The 16,147-nt window shown below is 70.1% G+C and carries 17 protein-coding genes and 1 pseudogene; 12 read left to right on the forward strand and 6 right to left on the reverse strand.

The genetic code is table 11. The features are described from left to right. The first annotated feature begins 22 nt into the window (after positions 1-22). From rpsO to ICW72_RS16105, 7 genes and pseudogenes are all read left to right on the forward strand, one after another. A complete protein-coding gene (gene rpsO, locus ICW72_RS16075; protein WP_191083632.1) occupies positions 23-292 on the forward strand; it encodes a 30S ribosomal protein S15 in 270 nt (89 codons plus the stop codon). Continuing rightward, positions 292-753 carry a hypothetical protein gene (locus ICW72_RS16080; RefSeq protein ID WP_191083633.1) on the forward strand — a complete coding sequence of 154 codons (462 nt, stop codon included), beginning with the start codon at positions 292-294 and terminating at the stop codon, positions 751-753. The genes rpsO and ICW72_RS16080 overlap by 1 nt, the downstream gene beginning before the upstream one ends. Positions 754-1,085: 332 nt before the next feature. Next, positions 1,086-3,286 (forward strand): annotated as a pseudogene (gene pnp / locus ICW72_RS16085) (polyribonucleotide nucleotidyltransferase). A gap of 91 nt (positions 3,287-3,377) precedes the next feature. Beyond that, entirely contained in the window at positions 3,378-4,778 is a 1,401-nt protein-coding gene (locus ICW72_RS16090) for an NAD(P)H-dependent flavin oxidoreductase (protein WP_191083634.1), read from the forward strand. Between the two features lie 93 nt (positions 4,779-4,871). Further along, on the forward strand, positions 4,872-5,072 hold the full coding sequence (locus ICW72_RS16095; RefSeq protein ID WP_191083635.1) for a YgaP family membrane protein: 201 nt from the start codon (positions 4,872-4,874) through the stop codon (positions 5,070-5,072). 65 nt (positions 5,073-5,137) lie between these two features. After that, complete coding sequence (locus tag ICW72_RS16100; protein ID WP_191083636.1) at positions 5,138-5,452, forward strand: ArsR/SmtB family transcription factor; 315 nt, start codon at positions 5,138-5,140, stop codon at positions 5,450-5,452. Positions 5,453-5,545: 93 nt separating this feature from the next. After that, positions 5,546-6,202, forward strand: coding sequence for a M35 family metallo-endopeptidase (locus ICW72_RS16105; protein WP_191083637.1), 657 nt, complete (start codon positions 5,546-5,548; stop codon positions 6,200-6,202). 36 nt (positions 6,203-6,238) lie between these two features. Here ICW72_RS16105 and ICW72_RS16110 read toward each other — a convergent pair whose 3' ends face one another. The 6 genes from ICW72_RS16110 to ICW72_RS16135 all read right to left on the reverse strand — a co-directional run bounded on the left by ICW72_RS16110 (position 6,239) and on the right by ICW72_RS16135 (position 10,653). Then, positions 6,239-6,520, reverse strand: coding sequence for a cupin domain-containing protein (locus ICW72_RS16110; RefSeq protein ID WP_269749821.1), 282 nt, complete (start codon positions 6,518-6,520; stop codon positions 6,239-6,241). Between the two features lie 62 nt (positions 6,521-6,582). Further along, positions 6,583-7,518: a dihydrodipicolinate synthase family protein gene (locus tag ICW72_RS16115; RefSeq protein ID WP_191083639.1), complete on the reverse strand. Its 936-nt coding sequence runs from the start codon at positions 7,516-7,518 to the stop codon at positions 6,583-6,585. Then, positions 7,515-8,018, reverse strand: coding sequence for a YcgN family cysteine cluster protein (locus ICW72_RS16120; RefSeq protein WP_191083640.1), 504 nt, complete (start codon positions 8,016-8,018; stop codon positions 7,515-7,517). Before ICW72_RS16120 ends, ICW72_RS16115 begins: the two co-directional genes overlap by 4 nt. 118 nt (positions 8,019-8,136) lie before the next feature. Beyond that, entirely contained in the window at positions 8,137-8,976 is an 840-nt protein-coding gene (locus tag ICW72_RS16125) for a sugar phosphate isomerase/epimerase family protein (protein ID WP_191083641.1), read from the reverse strand. A 96-nt stretch (positions 8,977-9,072) separates the two neighbouring features. After that, entirely contained in the window at positions 9,073-9,843 is a 771-nt protein-coding gene (locus tag ICW72_RS16130) for a lipid-binding SYLF domain-containing protein (protein ID WP_191083642.1), read from the reverse strand. A gap of 180 nt (positions 9,844-10,023) precedes the next feature. After that, the gene (locus ICW72_RS16135; protein ID WP_191083643.1) at positions 10,024-10,653 is read right to left on the reverse strand and encodes a histidine phosphatase family protein; all 630 of its coding nucleotides are present in this window, start codon (positions 10,651-10,653) and stop codon (positions 10,024-10,026) included. 45 nt (positions 10,654-10,698) lie between these two features. Between ICW72_RS16135 and ICW72_RS16140 the strand changes: the two genes are divergently transcribed. The 5 genes from ICW72_RS16140 (at position 10,699) to recF (ending at position 16,145) form a co-directional block, all read left to right on the forward strand. Further along, positions 10,699-11,976 carry an AmpG family muropeptide MFS transporter gene (locus ICW72_RS16140; protein WP_191083644.1) on the forward strand — a complete coding sequence of 426 codons (1,278 nt, stop codon included), beginning with the start codon at positions 10,699-10,701 and terminating at the stop codon, positions 11,974-11,976. A 58-nt stretch (positions 11,977-12,034) separates the two neighbouring features. Further along, on the forward strand, positions 12,035-12,391 hold the full coding sequence (locus ICW72_RS16145) for a DMT family protein (protein WP_191083645.1): 357 nt from the start codon (positions 12,035-12,037) through the stop codon (positions 12,389-12,391). Between the two features lie 292 nt (positions 12,392-12,683). Continuing rightward, positions 12,684-13,187, forward strand: coding sequence for a type III secretion system chaperone family protein (locus tag ICW72_RS16150; RefSeq protein ID WP_191083646.1), 504 nt, complete (start codon positions 12,684-12,686; stop codon positions 13,185-13,187). 485 nt (positions 13,188-13,672) lie between these two features. Beyond that, a complete protein-coding gene (gene dnaN / locus ICW72_RS16155; RefSeq protein WP_191083647.1) occupies positions 13,673-14,803 on the forward strand; it encodes a DNA polymerase III subunit beta in 1,131 nt (376 codons plus the stop codon). Positions 14,804-15,023: 220 nt separating this feature from the next. Next, positions 15,024-16,145 (forward strand): DNA replication/repair protein RecF, encoded by a 1,122-nt coding sequence (gene recF / locus ICW72_RS16160; protein ID WP_191083648.1) that lies wholly within the window; start codon positions 15,024-15,026, stop codon positions 16,143-16,145. Positions 16,146-16,147 lie beyond the last annotated feature (2 nt).

A 16,147-nucleotide genomic window follows, 5' to 3' on the forward strand; every position in this document is an offset into this window, starting at 1 on the left:
AGACCCCATAAGGAACACGCCGATGTCGATCACCGCCGAGCGCCGCAGCGCGCTCATCCAGGAATACGCCCAGAAGCCGGGCGATACGGGCAGCCCCGAGGTGCAGGTCGCGATCCTGAGCGAGCGCATCTCCAACCTGACCGAGCACCTCAAGACCCACGCCAAGGATTTCCACAGCCGCCGCGGCCTGCTGGTGCTGGTTGGCCAGCGCCGTGGCCTGCTGGACTATGTGAAGCGCAAGGACCGGGCCCGCTACGAAGCGCTGATCGGGCGGCTCGGCCTGCGCCGGTGATGCGGCGCCGCCCGCCGGTTCTGCTCTTCGAGTCGAACCGCGGGCGCGTCATGTGGGTGTTGAGCGTCATCGCCTGGGGCTGCGTGCTTGGCATGGCGGCGGCGCTCTACGCCAGCCTGGACGAGGTGGTGCCAGGGGGCGACAGCCCCACCATCCTCTTCCTGGCCCAGCTCCTGCTGCTGCTGGTGGCGATCCTGACCGATCGTCGTCGCCGGGCGACCATCGCGCGGATCTGGCGCGTGCCCGAGGGCCTGGTCTTCGAGATGCAGGGGCTGTTCCGGCCCTTTCGTCGCTATGCCGCCCAGGCCGATCTGGGGCGCATCCGTGCCTATCCGCCCGACACCCATGGGAGGATGGGCCTGCGCCTGCCCGATGGCGGGCCGCGGCTGGTGATGCACACGGGGTTCCAGGAGTTGAACCTTGGCCTGCCCGAGCCCGAGCACAAGAAGAAGCGGCGCTGAGACTCGCCGCCTGTCGACTTTCCCCTGGTGTCCCGGCCTTATCCGGTCCATAAGGGGGCCTGCCTCACCGGAGCCTCCGGCGCGGCATAACCGACCGCGTCCGCGGCGGGTTGTCAGAGCCACCGGGCATTCCTGACGGAAGATGGGTCGGCGGCGCCTCCGGCCACATGGCCTTGCCGCGGGTGCGCGCACCCCGGCCCCATGTCCCCCGAGACGCCGAGAGCCTCCCCTTCTGCAGGGCGGCCGGGTGGATGGACTGCCTTCCTGCCGCGTCGCGCACATCCATGCCCCGCACGGGCCCATTCGGGGCCGGGGGCAAGCTAGGACGACGCATGTTCGACAACTACTTCCGCAAGGACATTCCCTGGGGCGGCCAGATCCTGACGCTCGAGACGGGCAAGATCGCCCGCCAGGCCGATGGCGCCGTGATGGCCCGCCTGGGCGACACCATCGTGCTCTGCACCGTGGTCGGCAGCCGCAGCGTGAAGCCCGGCCAGGACTTCTTCCCGCTGACCGTGAACTACCAGGAAAAGGCCTTCGCGGCCGGCAAGATTCCCGGCGGCTTCTTCAAGCGCGAAGGCCGGCCCAGCGAGAGCGAGACGCTGATCTCGCGCCTCATTGACCGCCCCATCCGCCCGCTGTTCCCCGAGGGGTTCCGCAACGAGGTGCAGGTGATCGCGACCGTGCTGTCGCATGACCTGGAGAATGACCCGGACATGGTGGCGCTGGTGGGCTGCTCCGCCGCGCTGACGCTGTCGGGCATTCCCTTCTTCGGCCCGGTGGGCGGGGCGCGCGTGGGCTTCATTGACGGCCAGTTCGTGCTGAACCCGACGGCGGCGCAACGCAAGCTGTCGAAGCTGGACCTCGTCATCGCCGGCACCGCCGAGGGCGTGCTGATGGTGGAGAGCGAGGCGCATGAGCTGAGCGAGGAGCAGATGCTGGCCGCGCTCGAATTCGGCCACAAAGGCTTCCAGCCGGTCATCGAGGGCATCATCGCGCTGGCCGAGGTGGCCGCGAAGGAGCCCTGGGACCTGGCCGAGGCCGACCCCGCCCTGGAAGCGCTGAAGGCCCGCATCGCGGAACTCGGCACCGCCCAGATGGCCGAGGCCTACAAGATCACCGACAAGCAGGCGCGCCAGAAGGCCGTCTCCGAGGCGAAGAAGGCCGTGATGGCCGCCCTCGAGGCCGAGGGCGCCAACACCGACGCCGCCAAGGGCATGATGAAGGCGCTGGAGGCGGATGTGGTCCGCGGCGCCATCCTCGACACCGGCATCCGCATTGACGGCCGCGACACCAAGACCGTCCGCCCCATCATGGCGGAGGTGGGCGTGCTGCCGCGCGCCCATGGCTCGGCGCTGTTCACGCGCGGCGAGACCCAGGCGCTCTGCGTCGCCACGCTCGGCACCGGCCAGGACGAGCAGGTGATTGACGCGCTGGCGGGCGAGTACCGCGAGAACTTCATGCTGCACTACAACTTCCCCCCTATTCGGTGGGTGAGACGGGCCGCATGGGCAGCCCCGGCCGGCGTGAGATCGGCCATGGCAAGCTGGCCTGGCGCGCCATGCACCCGGTGCTGCCGGAGAAGGAGAAGTTCCCGTACACGATGCGCATCGTGTCCGAGATCACGGAGAGCAACGGCTCCTCCTCGATGGCGACCGTCTGCGGCACCTCGCTGGCGCTGATGGATGCGGGCTGCCCGCTGGCGCGGCCGGTGGCGGGCATCGCCATGGGCCTCATCAAGGAGGACCGCGGCTTCGCGGTGCTGAGCGACATCCTGGGCGACGAGGACCACCTCGGCGACATGGACTTCAAGGTGGCGGGGACCGAGGCGGGCATCACCAGCCTGCAGATGGACATCAAGATCACGTCCATCACCTTCGAGATCATGAAGACCGCCCTGGCCCAGGCCAAGGAAGGCCGCATCCACATCCTGGGCGAGATGGCCAAGGCCATCACCGGCGCGCGGACGGAGATGGCGGCGACGGCGCCGCGCATCACCATCATCAACGTGCCCAAGGACAAGATCCGCGAAGTGATCGGCACCGGCGGCAAGGTGATCCGCGAGATCGTGGAGCAGACCGGCACGAAGATCGACATCGAGGATGACGGGACGATCAAGATCGCCTCCTCCAACCCCGAGGCGACGCAGGCGGCCATTGACCGGATCAAGGGCATCACCGCCGAGGCCGAGATCGGTCAGATCTACAATGGCAAGGTGGTCAAGACCGCCGAATTCGGCGCCTTCGTGAACTTCCTGGGCGCCAAGGACGGGCTGGTCCACATCTCCGAACTGGCCAATGAGCGGGTGAACCGCACCACCGACGTCGTCAAGGAAGGCGACCAGGTCAAGGTGAAGGTCATCGGCTTCGACGACCGCGGCAAGGTAAAGCTGTCCATGCGGGTTGTGGATCAGGCCACGGGTGCCGATATCACGGAGCAGGTGGGCGAGCGCCGCCCCCGCGAAGGTGGCGAGGGCGAGGACCGTCCCCGCCGCGAGGGCCGCGACCGCGGCCCGCGCCGCGACCGCGACTGAATCACGGCCAACCCGGCCGGAGCCTCTTGCGCCGGCCGGGATCGTGGTAACGTAACCTCACCGTCATCGTTTTCTGTCAGGGTGGATCGCCGTGAAGGCCATCAACACTATCCGCATGGGCGGCGTGGACGTGCTGCCCCTGGTCGAGGGCGGCAAGGGCGTCGCCGTCAGCAATGGGCTGACCGCCGGCGCCTGGGCGGCGGCCGGAGGTGTTGGCACCTTCTCGGCCGTCAATGCCGACAGCTATGACGCGGAAGGCCGGACCATCCGGCAGGTCTACCACGGCACCACCCGCCGCGACCGGCACGAGGAACTCGTGGCCTATGGCATCGCCGGCGGCATCGCCCAGGCGCGCGAGGCGCGGGATGTGGGCGGCAAGGATGCCCGCATCCACGCCAACATCCTGTGGGAGATGGGCGGCGCCGAGCGCGTGATCCGCGGCGTGCTGGAGGGGGCGAAGGGCCTCGTCAACGGCATCACCTGCGGCGCGGGCATGCCCTACAAGCTGGCCGACATCGCGCGCGATTTCGGCGTTCACTACTACCCCATCGTGTCCTCCGCCCGCGCCTTCTCGGCGCTGTGGAAGCGCAGCTATTCCAAGGTGAGCGAATGGCTGGGCGGCGTGGTCTATGAGGACCCCTGGCTGGCCGGTGGCCATAACGGGCTGTCCAACAGCGAGGACCCCCGCAAGCCTGAGGCCCCCTATGAGCGCGTCCGCAAGCTGCGCGAGCAGATGCGCGCCTTCGGCCTCGACGCCACCCCCATCATCATGGCCGGCGGCGTCTGGTGGCTGGAGGAGTGGGAGGACTGGATCGACAACCCCGAGCTCGGCCCCATCGCCTTCCAGTTCGGCACCCGCCCGCTGCTGACCAAGGAATCGCCCATCAGCGACGCCTGGAAGAAGCGCCTGACGGAGCTCCAGCCCGGCGACGTGCTGCTGCAGCCCTTCTCGCCGACCGGCTTCTATTCCAGCGCCGTCCGCAACGACTTCCTGGCCGAGCTGGAAGCCCGCAACGAGCGCCAGGTGGCCTACACCATGGAGCCTGTGGGCGAGCACACGGCCGAGCTCGGCATCGGGCCGCGCAAGCGCCTGGTCTGGCTGACCCCCGGGGACCGCGCCCGTGCCGAGGCCTGGCTGGCGGCGGGCTACACCGAGGCGATGCGGACGCCGGACAGCACGCTCATCTTCGTGACGCCCGAGAAGTCGCGCGAGATCGTGGCCGATCAGGTGGCCTGCATGGGCTGCCTCAGCCATTGCCGCTTCAGCAACTGGACGCAGATCGAGCCCGACTATTCCACGGGCAAGAAGGCCGACCCGCGCAGCTTCTGCATCCAGAAGACCCTGCAGGACATCGCCCATGACGGCAGCCTGCAGGACAACCTGATGTTCGCGGGCCACAACGCCTATCGCTTCGGCAGCGACCCCTTCTACTCCAACGGCTTCGTGCCGACGGTCCGCCAGCTGGTGGACCGGATCATGACGGGGCGTTGATCCGCATCAAGGCGCGGGGCGCCCGCTTCCATCAGCCTTCGCGCAGATAAGGCGGCGGGCCTCTCCGCCGCCCTGGCGAAGGGGATGAGGGCGATGTTCGCAACCAATGTGGGCGGCGTGGACCGGATGCTGCGGGTCGCGGTGGGGCTGGCGCTGATCATCGCCACCCTGGCCGGGCTCATCGGCCTCTGGGGCTGGGTGGGCATGGTGCCGCTGGCCACGGGGCTGTTGCGGACCTGCCCGCTCTACACGCTTTTGGGCATTCGGACCTGCCCAGTGGCAAAAGGGGCCTGACGCGCTGCGAAATTCCGCGTAATGATCGCGGAATGGACTTCCAGGCCAACCCAGACCCCGGGACCATGCTCCCCGCCGCGCTGCCGCCTGAGATGGAGGCGCGCGCGGGCGAGGCCGCGCAATTGCTGCGCCTGCTGGCCAATGAACGTCGGTTGCTGCTGCTCTGCCACCTCATCACCGAGGGCGAGGTGACCGTGGGGCGGCTGGCCGAGATGGTGGGGCTGTCGCAGCCCGCCATTTCCCAGCATTTGGCGCGGCTCAGGGCCGATGGGCTGGTGGCCACGCGCCGTGCGGCCACCACCATCCATTACCGCGTGGCCGACCCGCGGGTGGGCCGCATCATCCTGACCCTGCGGGACATCTTCTGCCCGCCGGGCTGAGGCCGCGTGCCATGCACGCCTGGGTTGAGTATGTTCTTGCCCGAGCATCTTTCGCGGGCATATCTTGCGCGCCTTGCCGACCAGGGGCGCGCCATGACGCGGTTCACCACCCAACAGACCTTCAGCGCCGGCACCGGCCAGCTGGTGGTCATGACGCGGCCCTCGACCCCCATCGCCGTCTTTGCCAGCGCGAAGACGGCGCTGAGCCTGGCCCGCACCTTCCTGCGACGCACCACGGCGGCGCTGCAGACCACCAACGGCCCGCGTGACCATGCGGCGCTGGCCGCGCGGTATTTCCTGACGCCGCCCACGCGGATCGACGCCGCTTCGCTCGGCACCATCCTGCAGATCCTGACCCAGACGAAGACGGGGCTGGCGGCGGACGTCACCATCAAGACCGGCGACCTGGTGGGCAGCGGCGATGATGACGTGAATGGCGAGGTGAGCGCCCTGACCGGCGGCGTCGCCACCAAGCCCTACCACAACACCGTGACCGACCTCAGCACCGGCACGAGCGACCTGATGGGCGCCATCAAGATCGAGGATGCGCGGCTGATGTCGGGCAAGTTCGGCGTGAAGACGCTGATCCATGAGGCCACGCACAAATATGCCGGCACGGACGACTACTGCTATTTCAAGGATGACGGGGTGACGCCGGATGGCCCGTTCAACAGCCAGGCACAGGCCCTGATCAATGCCGACAGCTACGCCTGGTTCACGGTGCAGCTCGGCAGCAGCCTGAAGGGGTAGCGGGGCGTGGCGCCACCCCGCTACCGATGAAGGGACCTAGCCCGGCCAGGCCTTGACCTCGGTCTCCACGAAGCTCAGCGGGCCGGGGCCGGCATTGACCACATTGTGCTCCACCCCGGCCGGGCGGCTATAGGCCACCCCGGCCTTGAGCTGCGCCTCGGTGGTGCTGCCATCGGGGAATTCGATGTGCAGCGTGCCATCCATCATCGGCACCACGACATAAAGCCAGCCATGGCGGTGGAAGCCCGTTTCCGCGCCGGGCTCGAAATCCCAGCGGATGACGCGGACCTTGTCGTCATCCAGCTGGGGCACGGGCACGGCCGGGGGGCGGCAGCGCAGAGGTTCGCCTGATTTCGCCATCGGATTCACGCCTCCGGTGTTCACTCCGCCGCCTGCTTCATCAGCCCCGGCAGGGGCAGGGCGCCGGCGGCTTCCCAGGCGGCCCAGGCCTTGTCGGCATCGGCCTGGGACAGCGGCAGGTGCGGCGGGCGGATGGTGCGCCAGCCGGCATCGCCGGTGCTGCGCGCGATGATTTCGCGCAGGCCCGGGATGAGGGCCACGCTGGTCGCGGCCTTGCGGGTGGCGGTCAGCATGGCCTGGGCCGCGTCGGCCTCGGGCCCCGTGCGCTTGGCGTAGACGATGCCACCCCAATGGGAATTGCCGTTGGAGGCGGCGGTGATGCAGCCCGCCCCGCCCTCGGCCAGGATCTTCTGCAGGAATTCGTCGCTGCCCGAATAGACCTCGAAGCCGCGCGACGCGAAGGCATCAATCATGGCCTTCATGTTCGCGTAGTCGCCCGAGCTGTCCTTCACGCCCTTGAACACGCCCGGATGCGCGTCCAGCAGGCGGCCGATCACGTTCAGGCTGAAGGGCACGGCCGATTGCTGCGGGAAGTTGTAGAGATAGAGCGCGATGCCGCCGCCCACGCGCTTCGCCACCTCGTCGAAGAAGGCGAAGATGCCGTCATCGGAGGGGTTCTTGTAGTAGAAGGGCGGCAGCAGCAGCACGCCGCGGCAGCCCTGGGCGCGGGCATGCTGGGTCAGCTCCACCGTCTCGGTGATGGAGGAGACGCCGGCCCCCGGCATCATGGTGGAGGCCGGCACGCCGCGCGCGATCAGCCCTTCCAGGATGGCCATGCGCTCCTTCGCGGAGAAGCTGTTGGCCTCGCCCGTGGTGCCGAGGATGCCGAGGCCATTGCAGCCATTGGCCAGCAGCCACTTGGCATGCGCGGCCATGCGGTCGAGGTCGGGCGAGAAATCCTCGCGCATCGCGGTCAGCACCGCGGCGTTCACGCCGCCGAACAGGGCATCCTTCATGGGGCAGTTTCCTCTGTGAGTGAGCCGGGCAGGGGCCTTGGCCCCGCCCGGCGTGGCCAGTCGCCCGGCCAGGTGGTGATGTGGTCCTCGAGCGCGCCCGCCTCGCGCTCCGCCACCGTGCGGCCGCGCACGGAGACGCCGGCCCGCACCACGCTCTCCGGGTCGCCGGAGCGGAGCGGGTGCCAGTCCGGCAAATCCCGCCCCTCGGCCAGCAGGCGGTAGGCGCAGGTGGGCGGCAGCCAGTCCATGCCCGCCAGCCGCTTGGGCGTGAGGCGGATGCAATCCGGCACGCGGGCGCGGCGGTTGGCGTAGTCGGTGCAGCGGGCCGTGGCGCGGTCCAGCAGCCGGCAGGCCACGTCGGTGTGGTGGAGTTCCTCCGTGTCGGCGTCGCGCAGCTTGTGCAGGCAGCAGCGGCCGCAGCCATCGCACAGGCTTTCCCACTGGGCGCGCGTCATGCGCTCCAGCGGGACGGTCTTCCAGAAAGGCGGTTCGGAGGCCACGCCCCCTTTGTAGATCAGAATGCGGGCCGGCGTCAGATCGCCCTCGGTGGAATCACCGAGGGCGTGAATCTGCCGCCCAAAGGCAGCTGGATCGTGACCGAGCTGGCTCGGTCACGATTCAGCGCGCCAGCCCTGCCGCCGCGAGGAAGGCCGCGCCCTCGCGGATGCGGGCATTCTCCTTCAGTTCCAGCTTCAGGCGGGGCGTGGTGCCGTGGGCTGCCATGACGCCCGCGATGGCGCGGAAGACGGCGGGCCAGGCGATGTTGCCCTCGCCCGGCACCCAGTGGCGGTCGCCATAGCCGTCCGTGTCCTGGAGGTGGACATGGTCCAGCAGCTCGCCGGCGGCGGTGATGTAGTGGTCCACCGGGGGCGCGCCGGTGCTGCCATGGGCGTAGTTGGCATGGCCCGTGTCCACCGAGACGCGCACCTGGGCGCTGGCGAAGCTGCGGGCGAGGAGCACGCGCTCCATCGGGTCCTTGTCCTCGATATTCTCGATGACGAGGACGACGCCCAGGCTTTCCGCGCGCCGTACGGCGGCGCCCATGGTGTCGTGGCAAAGGTCCAGCACCTGCTGCCGCGCCGCCTGGTCATGGCCGAGATTGTTGTAGCCCCAGGTGGTGTAGGGGCTGTGGACCACCATCATGGTCGCACCCAGTTCGGCGCAGGCATCGAGGCCCTGGTCCAGCCGTCGCCGCACCACGGCGCGGATCTCGGGGTCCTTGGAGGCGATGGTGAAGCCCCAGAAGGGGCCATGGATGCCGAGCCGGCCCTTGTGTCCCTCCAGCAGCGCCTTGGCGCGGGCGGCGCGGGCGCGCCAGTCGCTGTCCAGCACCTCGCTGCGGCAGAAATCCTGGAGTTCGAGGTCGCGTGGCTGCTCCAGCAGCCAGTCGCGGTGGTCGGGCAGGTCCTCGACGTTGAGGCAGGCGCCGAGGAGGGGAAGGGCGGGCGTGTTCGACATGCCGCCGAGCCTCCGTCACCCTCGCCCGCCGCGCAAGGCGGGGGGCGTGACGGGGGGATGAAATCCGCGCCTGATCGGATCAGCCGACCAGACAGATCACCGCGCGATGGGCGCCAGCGGCGCGCGGCCCACCCCGCTCGGCGCGGGGCCGGGGGCGGGGTTCACGAAGCCGGGATCGGTCGGCGGCGGGGTGAAGCCCGGGCTGGGCGCGGGGGCGCGGGTCTGGCTGCCCGCGCGCAGCAGCGCGGCCCGCAGCGGGTCGGCGCCCGGATTGTGCACCGTCATGTTCCGCACGATGTCGCGCGCCACCACGGCGCGGCCGTAATAGGCCTGGTCCCATTCGGGCTGGGGCTGCAGCACCGTGCCGTCCAGCGCCACGCCGGCATAGAGCCCGCGCGAGCGGGAGAAGGCCACGAGGTCCGCCCCCAGCGCCGTGGTGATGGCGCCTTCCACCGCGCCGCCCACATGCAGCACGGCCAGCGAGGCATCGGCGCCCAGCGTGAATTGCCGGTTGATCATGGCGTCCAGCGCGCGGTCGTTCATCACCAGGATCAGCGTCTGGCTGTCGCGGATGCCGGCCTGGAGGCCGAAGCTGGCCGAGCCGAGCACATAGAAGGCGGGCGAGGACCAGGACCCCGCGGCGTCACGCCCCAGCAGCACGCAGCCCCCGCCCTCGCCGCCCGCGAAGAAGGCGGCGCGGAAGCGGCGCGGGCAGACCACGGCGCCGCGGGCGCGCGGCAGCAGGGTCGCGGCGTTCAGCCGGTCATTCTCGGATGAGAGGATGTCCTGCACGGACAGGGCCGAATTGTCCACGAGGCGCTGCGGCCCGGTGGCGCCGGGCGGGCCGGCGCAGGCGGCAAGCGCCATCAAGCCCACCGTCGCAAGCTTGGGGCCAAGCCCCAGCTTATGCAGGATATTCCGGCCCTGAAGGCACGGCGAAACCAGGTTCCGCCAGATGAGGTTCCGCATGAGTTTCCCCCGATAACCCGTGCTGCGATCAGCATTCCTAACCGCAAACATGGCGGCACGAAAGCCGTTTCGCGGCGATCAGGAGACGCCGGGGAAGGGCCAGGGCTCCTCATTCACCCCCGCGACGCGCCAATGCGCCCCATGCTTCTCCAGCGTGGTGAGGGAAAGGTTCTTCACCGAGAAGGCCAGCGCCTGCTGCGCCGAGAGCCCCATGGCATGCATGATGGCCGCGCGGATGCTGCCGCCATGGGCCACCACCACCGCGTCGCTCGCCTCCGCCGCCAGGCGCTCGATGACGGGGCCGACGCGGCCGCGCACATCATCGAGGCTCTCGCCGCCCGGTGGGCGGGTGTCGGCGGCGTGGGGCCAGAAGGGGTGGGGCGGTTCCCGCAGGCGTTCGGTCAGCGCCTCATGCGTGATGCCCTGCCATTCGCCGAGATGCTGTTCCGCGAGGTCGGGCTCCACCGCCACCTCCTGTTCCGGATAGCCGGCGGCGAAGATGGCGGCCGCCGTGGCGCGCGTGCGGGCCAGCGGCGTGGCCACCCAGCGCGCCGGGCGGGGCAGGCGGGCGGCGAGCCAGCGGTAGAGCGCGGCTTCCGCCGCCAGCTGCGCCTCGCACAGGCGCACATCCATGTCGCCATAGAGGATGGCGCGGGCCGAGGGCTCCACCAGGGCATGGCGGACGAGGAAGAGGCGCGAGACGGACATGCGCGCGATGTAGCGGAGCGGCCGCGCGCCTGATAGCCAGGGCGGATGCGCGCCTTGCTCCGTGACCGCCGATTCCTCGTGATGCTGGCCCTGGGCTTCTCGGCCGGGGTGCCCCTGCCGCTGACGGGCTTCGTGCTGCGGCAATGGTTCGCGGAGGCGGAGATCCCGCTGGCCGCCATCGGCTTCACGGCGCTGATCGGCCTGTCCTATTCGCTGAAATTCCTCTGGGCGCCGGTGCTGGACCATGCGCCGCCGCCCTTCTTCGCCTGGCTGGGGCGGCGGCGGGGCTGGCTGCTCTCCATCCAGCCGCCGCTGATGCTGGCCATCGTGGCGCTGGGCTGGACCAACCCGGCGACCGCCGCGGCGGTGACGGCGGCGGTGGCGGTGGTGGTGGCCTTCCTCTCGGCCAGCCAGGACATCGTGATTGATGCCTACCGCATCGAGATCCTGGGCGAGGAGGAGCAGGGCTATGGCTTCGCCTGCTATGTCTGGGGCTATCGCTTCGCCATGCTGGCGGCCAATGCCGGCGCGCTGGGCATGGTGGGGCTGGTGGGGTGGGACGGCGCCTTCCTCTATTGCGCGGCGCTGGTGGGGGTGGGCCTCATCGCCGCGCTGCTGGCGCCGGAGCCGGAGGCGCCGCCGCGCGTGAAGCTGGCCCCTCTTTCAAATACCTGGGGCGCGCGCCTCAAGCTCGCCGTCGTGGACCCGTTCCGCGACTTCATGCAGCGCCGGTACTGGCTGGCCATCCTGCTCTTCATCGCACTGTTCAAGCTGGGCGAGGCGCTGGCGGGCATCATGACCGCGCCCTTCTACCGCTCCCTCGGCTTCACGCGGGGCGAAGTGGCCGCCGTGGCCAGCGTCTTCGGGCTGATGATGACGCTGCTCGGCGTGCTGGCCGGCGGCTGGTTCGTGGCGAAGATTGGCGTGGGGCGGGCGCTGATCATCACCGGCATCCTGCAGATGGTCTCGAACCTGATGTATGTGGCGCTGAACGAGGTGGGGCGCGACATGGGCATGCTCTACGCCCAGGTCGGCGTCGAGAACTTCACGGATGGCCTGGCCGACGCCGCCTTCGTGGCCTACCTGACCAGCCTGACCAACCGCGCCTTCAGCGCCACGCAATACGCGCTGCTCTCCTCGCTGGCGGCGGTGCCGCTGCGCTTCCTGGGCGGCTGGTCGGGCCAGCTGGCGGAAAGCATGGGCTGGACGCCCTTCTTCCTGCTGACCACGGTGGCCGCGCTGCCCGCGCTGTGCATCATGCTGTTCCTGCTGAAGCGCCTGCCGCCGCCGTCGCGCGCCCCGGCCGCCGTCGCGACGGGGTGAGGCTGGCCTCGGCGCGGCCGGGGGTGAGAGAGTGGGCGGGCGTTTCGGAGCCCGCCGCATGTCCCTGCTGACCTCCCCCTTCCTCGCCACCCCGCTGCTGCTGGTGGCGAGCAACATCATGATGACCTTCGCCTGGTATGGGCATTTGAAGGCGCCGCACTGGCCGCTCTGGGTGGCGGTGATGGTGTCCTGGGGCATCGCCTTCTTCGAATACTGGCTGGCGGTGCCGGCCAACCGCATCGGCTACGGCACCTTCACCGGGCAGCAGCTGAAGGTGATGCAGGAGGTGATCACCCTCTCCGTCTTCGCCGTGTTCAGCGTGATGTTCCTGGGCGAGGCGCTGCGCTGGACCTATTTCGCGGCCATGGCCTGCCTGGTCGCGGCCGTCATCTTCATCTTTTTGCCGGTGGATTAGGTCAGCGGCGTGAAATTCCTGGGGAAAACCCCCTGGCGGACGCATGGCGGCCCCACCCGGGCCCCGTAAGGGGTTGCGGCGCGGGAATCCGGTGCCATACCCTATCCGTGGTGGCGCTGCGCCGCCTGGACCCCCACCGCTTGCGTCAAGGGCGCGGTGGCCGGGCCGGACCCACGGGGGAGGGTTCGTCACGGGGCCAGGCCGCCCACGGGCACGATGAGGCCCCCACCCGCACCGCCGCGCCGCCCGGGCCGGAGGTGCGTTCCTGACCGGGTTCCAGGGGGAGTGCCACATGTCCGGAATGCTGGCCGAGGTGACCGAGCGCGCGACAAACCCGCTCGATGTTCTGGAACAGATCGTCAACGCCCATGACTGGACCTTCGAGCGCCGTTCCGACCACGAGATGGCCGCCGAGGCGCCGGGGAAATGGTGCAACTACACCCTGTTCTTTTCCTGGGCGCCGGAGATCAGCGCCATGCACTTTTCCTGCGCCTTCGACGTGAAGGTGCCCACCGGCCATCGCGCACCACTGTTCGAATTGCTGGCCATGGCGAATGAGCGCCTCTGGATCGGCCATTTCGGGCTGGAGGTGGAGGAGGGCGTACCCGTCTTCCGCCACGCCGTGCTGCTGCGCGGCGCGCCGGGCGCCAGCGCGGAAAGCCTGGAGGACATGGTGGACATCGCGCTGACCGAATGCGAGCGGTTCTTTCCGGCCTTCCAGTTCGTGCTCTGGGGCGGGAAGAAGCCCGGCGAGGCGCTGGATGCGGCCATGCTGGACTGCGTCGGAGAGGCTTAGTTTACGCCCTCAAACGCCGGGCGCGGCCTCCGGCCGCTTGGCTTGCGGCGCGCGGCGGGAGTGCTGGCTGCGCGGGTGAGTGGGCGCCGCCGGCCGCGTTGCGGCCGGATGCTGTGAGGGGGCGCTGATGCTCCCGGGGCGTGCTTGCCCGACGCCAGCTTGGTGAGGGACCGCCTGCTGCCCGTCCATCCGACGCAACCGGGCATGGCCCGCGCGCCTTCCCCACGCTCCGGCCGCAAAGCGGCCGGCGGCGCCCATGCTCCCTTCCCACCTGCGCATCCGTCGCGCGCCGCAGCCAAGCGCGCGGAGCGCGCGCCCGGCGCCTGAGGGCGAAAAAAACTAGCATTGCGGGGCCCAACCGCCGCCACCGGTCAGAAACGGTGCCCGTTCGCAACCCGCTTTGCCCCAACGCCCCGCAATGCTAGGGACAGGTTTGCCCGCGGCGCGAATCGCCGCGGAGGCCGGACGTTTTGGGGACCAGAGAGATGAAGTTCAGCGTCGAGCGCGCCATCCTGCTCAAGGCCCTGGCCCATACGCAATCCGTGGTGGAGCGGCGCAACACCATCCCCATCCTGGCCAATATCCTGCTCGACGCCTCGGCCGAGGGCGTGCTGCGCCTGACCGCCACCGACATGGAAATCGCCATCGTCGAGGAAGTGCCCGGCGTGCAGGTGGCCCGCCCCGGCCGCACCACGGCGCCGGCCGCGACGCTGTATGAGATCGTCCGCAAGCTGCCCGACGGCGCCACCATCGAGCTGGACCACAAGGGCGGCGACGCGCCCCTGGCGCTGCGCGCCGGCAAGTTCAACACCACGCTCCAGGTGCTGCCGGTGGAGGACTTCCCCTCGATGACCGAGGGCAGCCTGCCGCACCAGTTCAAGATCGAGGCCGCCCGCCTGCGCGGCATGATCGACCGCACGCGCTTCGCCATCTCCACCGAGGAGACGCGCTACTACCTCAACGGCATCTATTTCCACGTCGCGGAACATGACGGCCGGAAGGTGATGCGCGCCGCCGCCACGGACGGCCACCGCCTGGCCCGCGTGGAGGAGGACCTGCCGGACGGGGCGGCCGGGATGCCCGGCGTCATCATCCCGCGCAAGACCATCAACGAGCTGCGCAAGCTGGCCGAGGAGACGCGCGACGAGATTGAGATGCGGCTGTCCGACACCAAGGTCAGCTTCCGCATCGGGCCCGTCTCCCTCACCTCCAAGCTGATTGACGGCACCTTCCCGGATTATGAGCGCGTGATCCCGCGCGGGAACGACAAGGTGATGGAGGTGGCGCGCCAGGCCTTCGCCGATGCGGTGGGGCGCGTGGCGGCCATTTCCTCGGAGCGGTCGCGGCCGGTGAAGCTCTCCATCGGGCGGAACCATCTGCTGCTGACGGCCTCCTCGGCCGAGCAGGGCTCCGCGCAGGAGGAGCTGGACGAGGATGTGGTGACCTACGCCGCCGCCCCCATCGAGATCGGCTTCCAGGCGCGCTACCTGGCGGACATCACCGACCAGGTGGGCGACATGCTGCGGTTCAAGTTCTCGGACGGCAGCGCGCCGACCGTGGTGCAGGATGCGGGCGATGAGGGTGCGCTCTACGTCCTGATGCCGATGCGGGTTTGATCCCCACGAAATCGCCTGCGGCGCTTTCGCGGGGGCCCCGATTAATCCCCACAAAACCGCTTCGCAGTTTTGCGGGGGCCCCGGTTTGGTGTTGATCCCGCGCGCGGGGCTCCGCCTCGCAGGGCAAAGCCCCGCGAGGGCACCGGGGGGCTGAGGGCGCTTCGCGCTTGGGCGGGTTGAGCCGGTTTCCCTCCTCGCGGGGGCGGGGTAGGGGTTTCCGGTGCTGCGTCTCTCGCGCCTTCGCCTCACCCGCTTTCGCAACCACGCGGCGCTCGATCTGCGCTTTGGCGGGCGGGCCGTCGTGCTCACGGGGCCCAATGGCGCGGGCAAGACCAATGTGCTGGAGGCCATCTCGCTGCTCGGCGCCGGGCGCGGCCTGCGCGGGGCGCGGGGGGCGGAGATGGCCATGGAGGGCGCGCCGCCCTGGGCCGTCTCGGGCCATTTCGAGGATGGCGCGGGCGGCTTCGAGATCGGCACCGGCAGCGAGGAGGGCAACCCCGACCGCCGCGCCTGGCGCCTGGATGGCGAGAAGCTGCGCGGCCAGGCGGAACTGGCCGAGCGCGTGGCCACCGTCTGGATCACCCCGCAGATGGACCGGCTGTTCCAGGACAGCGCGGGCGGGCGGCGGCGCTTCCTGGACCGGCTGGTGCTGGCCCTCGAACCCCACCACGCGCGCGAAGTGGCGGCCTATGAGACCGCCATGGCCCACCGCAACCGCCTGCTGGCCGATGCCCGCCGCGCCGACCCCGCCTGGCTCAACGCGGTGGAGGACGCGATGGCGCGGCACGGGATCGCGGCCGCCGCCTCCCGCCGCGCGCTGCTGGCGCGGCTGAATGCGGCGCTGGAGGGCGGCGTGGCCGGGGCCTTCCCCGCGGCGCAACTGGCCCTGCAATGCCCGGCGAATGCGCTGCTCGACACCATGCCCGCGCTGGCGGCGGAGGAGGCGTTGCGCCAGGCCCTGCGCGCCGCCCGCCCGCGCGATGCGGCGGCGGGCGCCAGCCTGTCGGGGCCCCACCGCGCCGATCTGCTGTTCACCCACGCGGCCAAGGGCATGCCCGCCGCCCAATGCTCGACCGGGGAGCAGAAGGCGCTGCTGGTCTCGACCGTGCTGGCCCATGCGGCGCTGATCGCCCGCGCGCGGGGCTTCGCGCCGCTGCTGCTGCTGGATGAGGTGCCGGCGCATCTGGACGCCGCCCGCCGCGCGGCGCTGTTCGAGGCCCTGGCCGCCCTGCCGGGCCAGGCCTTCCTGACGGGCACCGATGCGGCGCTGTTCGCGCCCCTGGCGGGGGGCGAATATTTCACCCTGGAAGAGAGCGAAATCCGCCCCGCCCCCTTGGGCTGAGG

Source organism: Roseococcus microcysteis (genome assembly GCF_014764365.1).
Lineage (GTDB): Bacteria > Pseudomonadota > Alphaproteobacteria > Acetobacterales > Acetobacteraceae > Roseococcus > Roseococcus microcysteis.

What these genes read in the sequence shown, in the direction of transcription:
- rpsO (WP_191083632.1), top strand. Translation starts at nt 23, where the DNA reads ATGTCGATCACCGCCGAGCGCCGCAGCGCGCTCATCCAGGAATACGCC.
- ICW72_RS16080 (WP_191083633.1), top strand. Translation starts at nt 292, where the DNA reads ATGCGGCGCCGCCCGCCGGTTCTGCTCTTCGAGTCGAACCGCGGGCGC.
- ICW72_RS16095 (WP_191083635.1), top strand. Translation starts at nt 4,872, where the DNA reads ATGTTCGCAACCAATGTGGGCGGCGTGGACCGGATGCTGCGGGTCGCG.
- ICW72_RS16100 (WP_191083636.1), top strand. Translation starts at nt 5,138, where the DNA reads ATGCTCCCCGCCGCGCTGCCGCCTGAGATGGAGGCGCGCGCGGGCGAG.
- ICW72_RS16105 (WP_191083637.1), top strand. Translation starts at nt 5,546, where the DNA reads ATGACGCGGTTCACCACCCAACAGACCTTCAGCGCCGGCACCGGCCAG.
- ICW72_RS16115 (WP_191083639.1), bottom strand. Translation starts at nt 7,518, where the DNA reads ATGAAGGATGCCCTGTTCGGCGGCGTGAACGCCGCGGTGCTGACCGCG.
- ICW72_RS16125 (WP_191083641.1), bottom strand. Translation starts at nt 8,976, where the DNA reads ATGTCGAACACGCCCGCCCTTCCCCTCCTCGGCGCCTGCCTCAACGTC.
- ICW72_RS16130 (WP_191083642.1), bottom strand. Translation starts at nt 9,843, where the DNA reads ATGGCGCTTGCCGCCTGCGCCGGCCCGCCCGGCGCCACCGGGCCGCAG.
- ICW72_RS16135 (WP_191083643.1), bottom strand. Translation starts at nt 10,653, where the DNA reads ATGTCCGTCTCGCGCCTCTTCCTCGTCCGCCATGCCCTGGTGGAGCCC.
- ICW72_RS16140 (WP_191083644.1), top strand. Translation starts at nt 10,699, where the DNA reads ATGCGCGCCTTGCTCCGTGACCGCCGATTCCTCGTGATGCTGGCCCTG.
- ICW72_RS16145 (WP_191083645.1), top strand. Translation starts at nt 12,035, where the DNA reads ATGTCCCTGCTGACCTCCCCCTTCCTCGCCACCCCGCTGCTGCTGGTG.
- ICW72_RS16150 (WP_191083646.1), top strand. Translation starts at nt 12,684, where the DNA reads ATGTCCGGAATGCTGGCCGAGGTGACCGAGCGCGCGACAAACCCGCTC.
- dnaN (WP_191083647.1), top strand. Translation starts at nt 13,673, where the DNA reads ATGAAGTTCAGCGTCGAGCGCGCCATCCTGCTCAAGGCCCTGGCCCAT.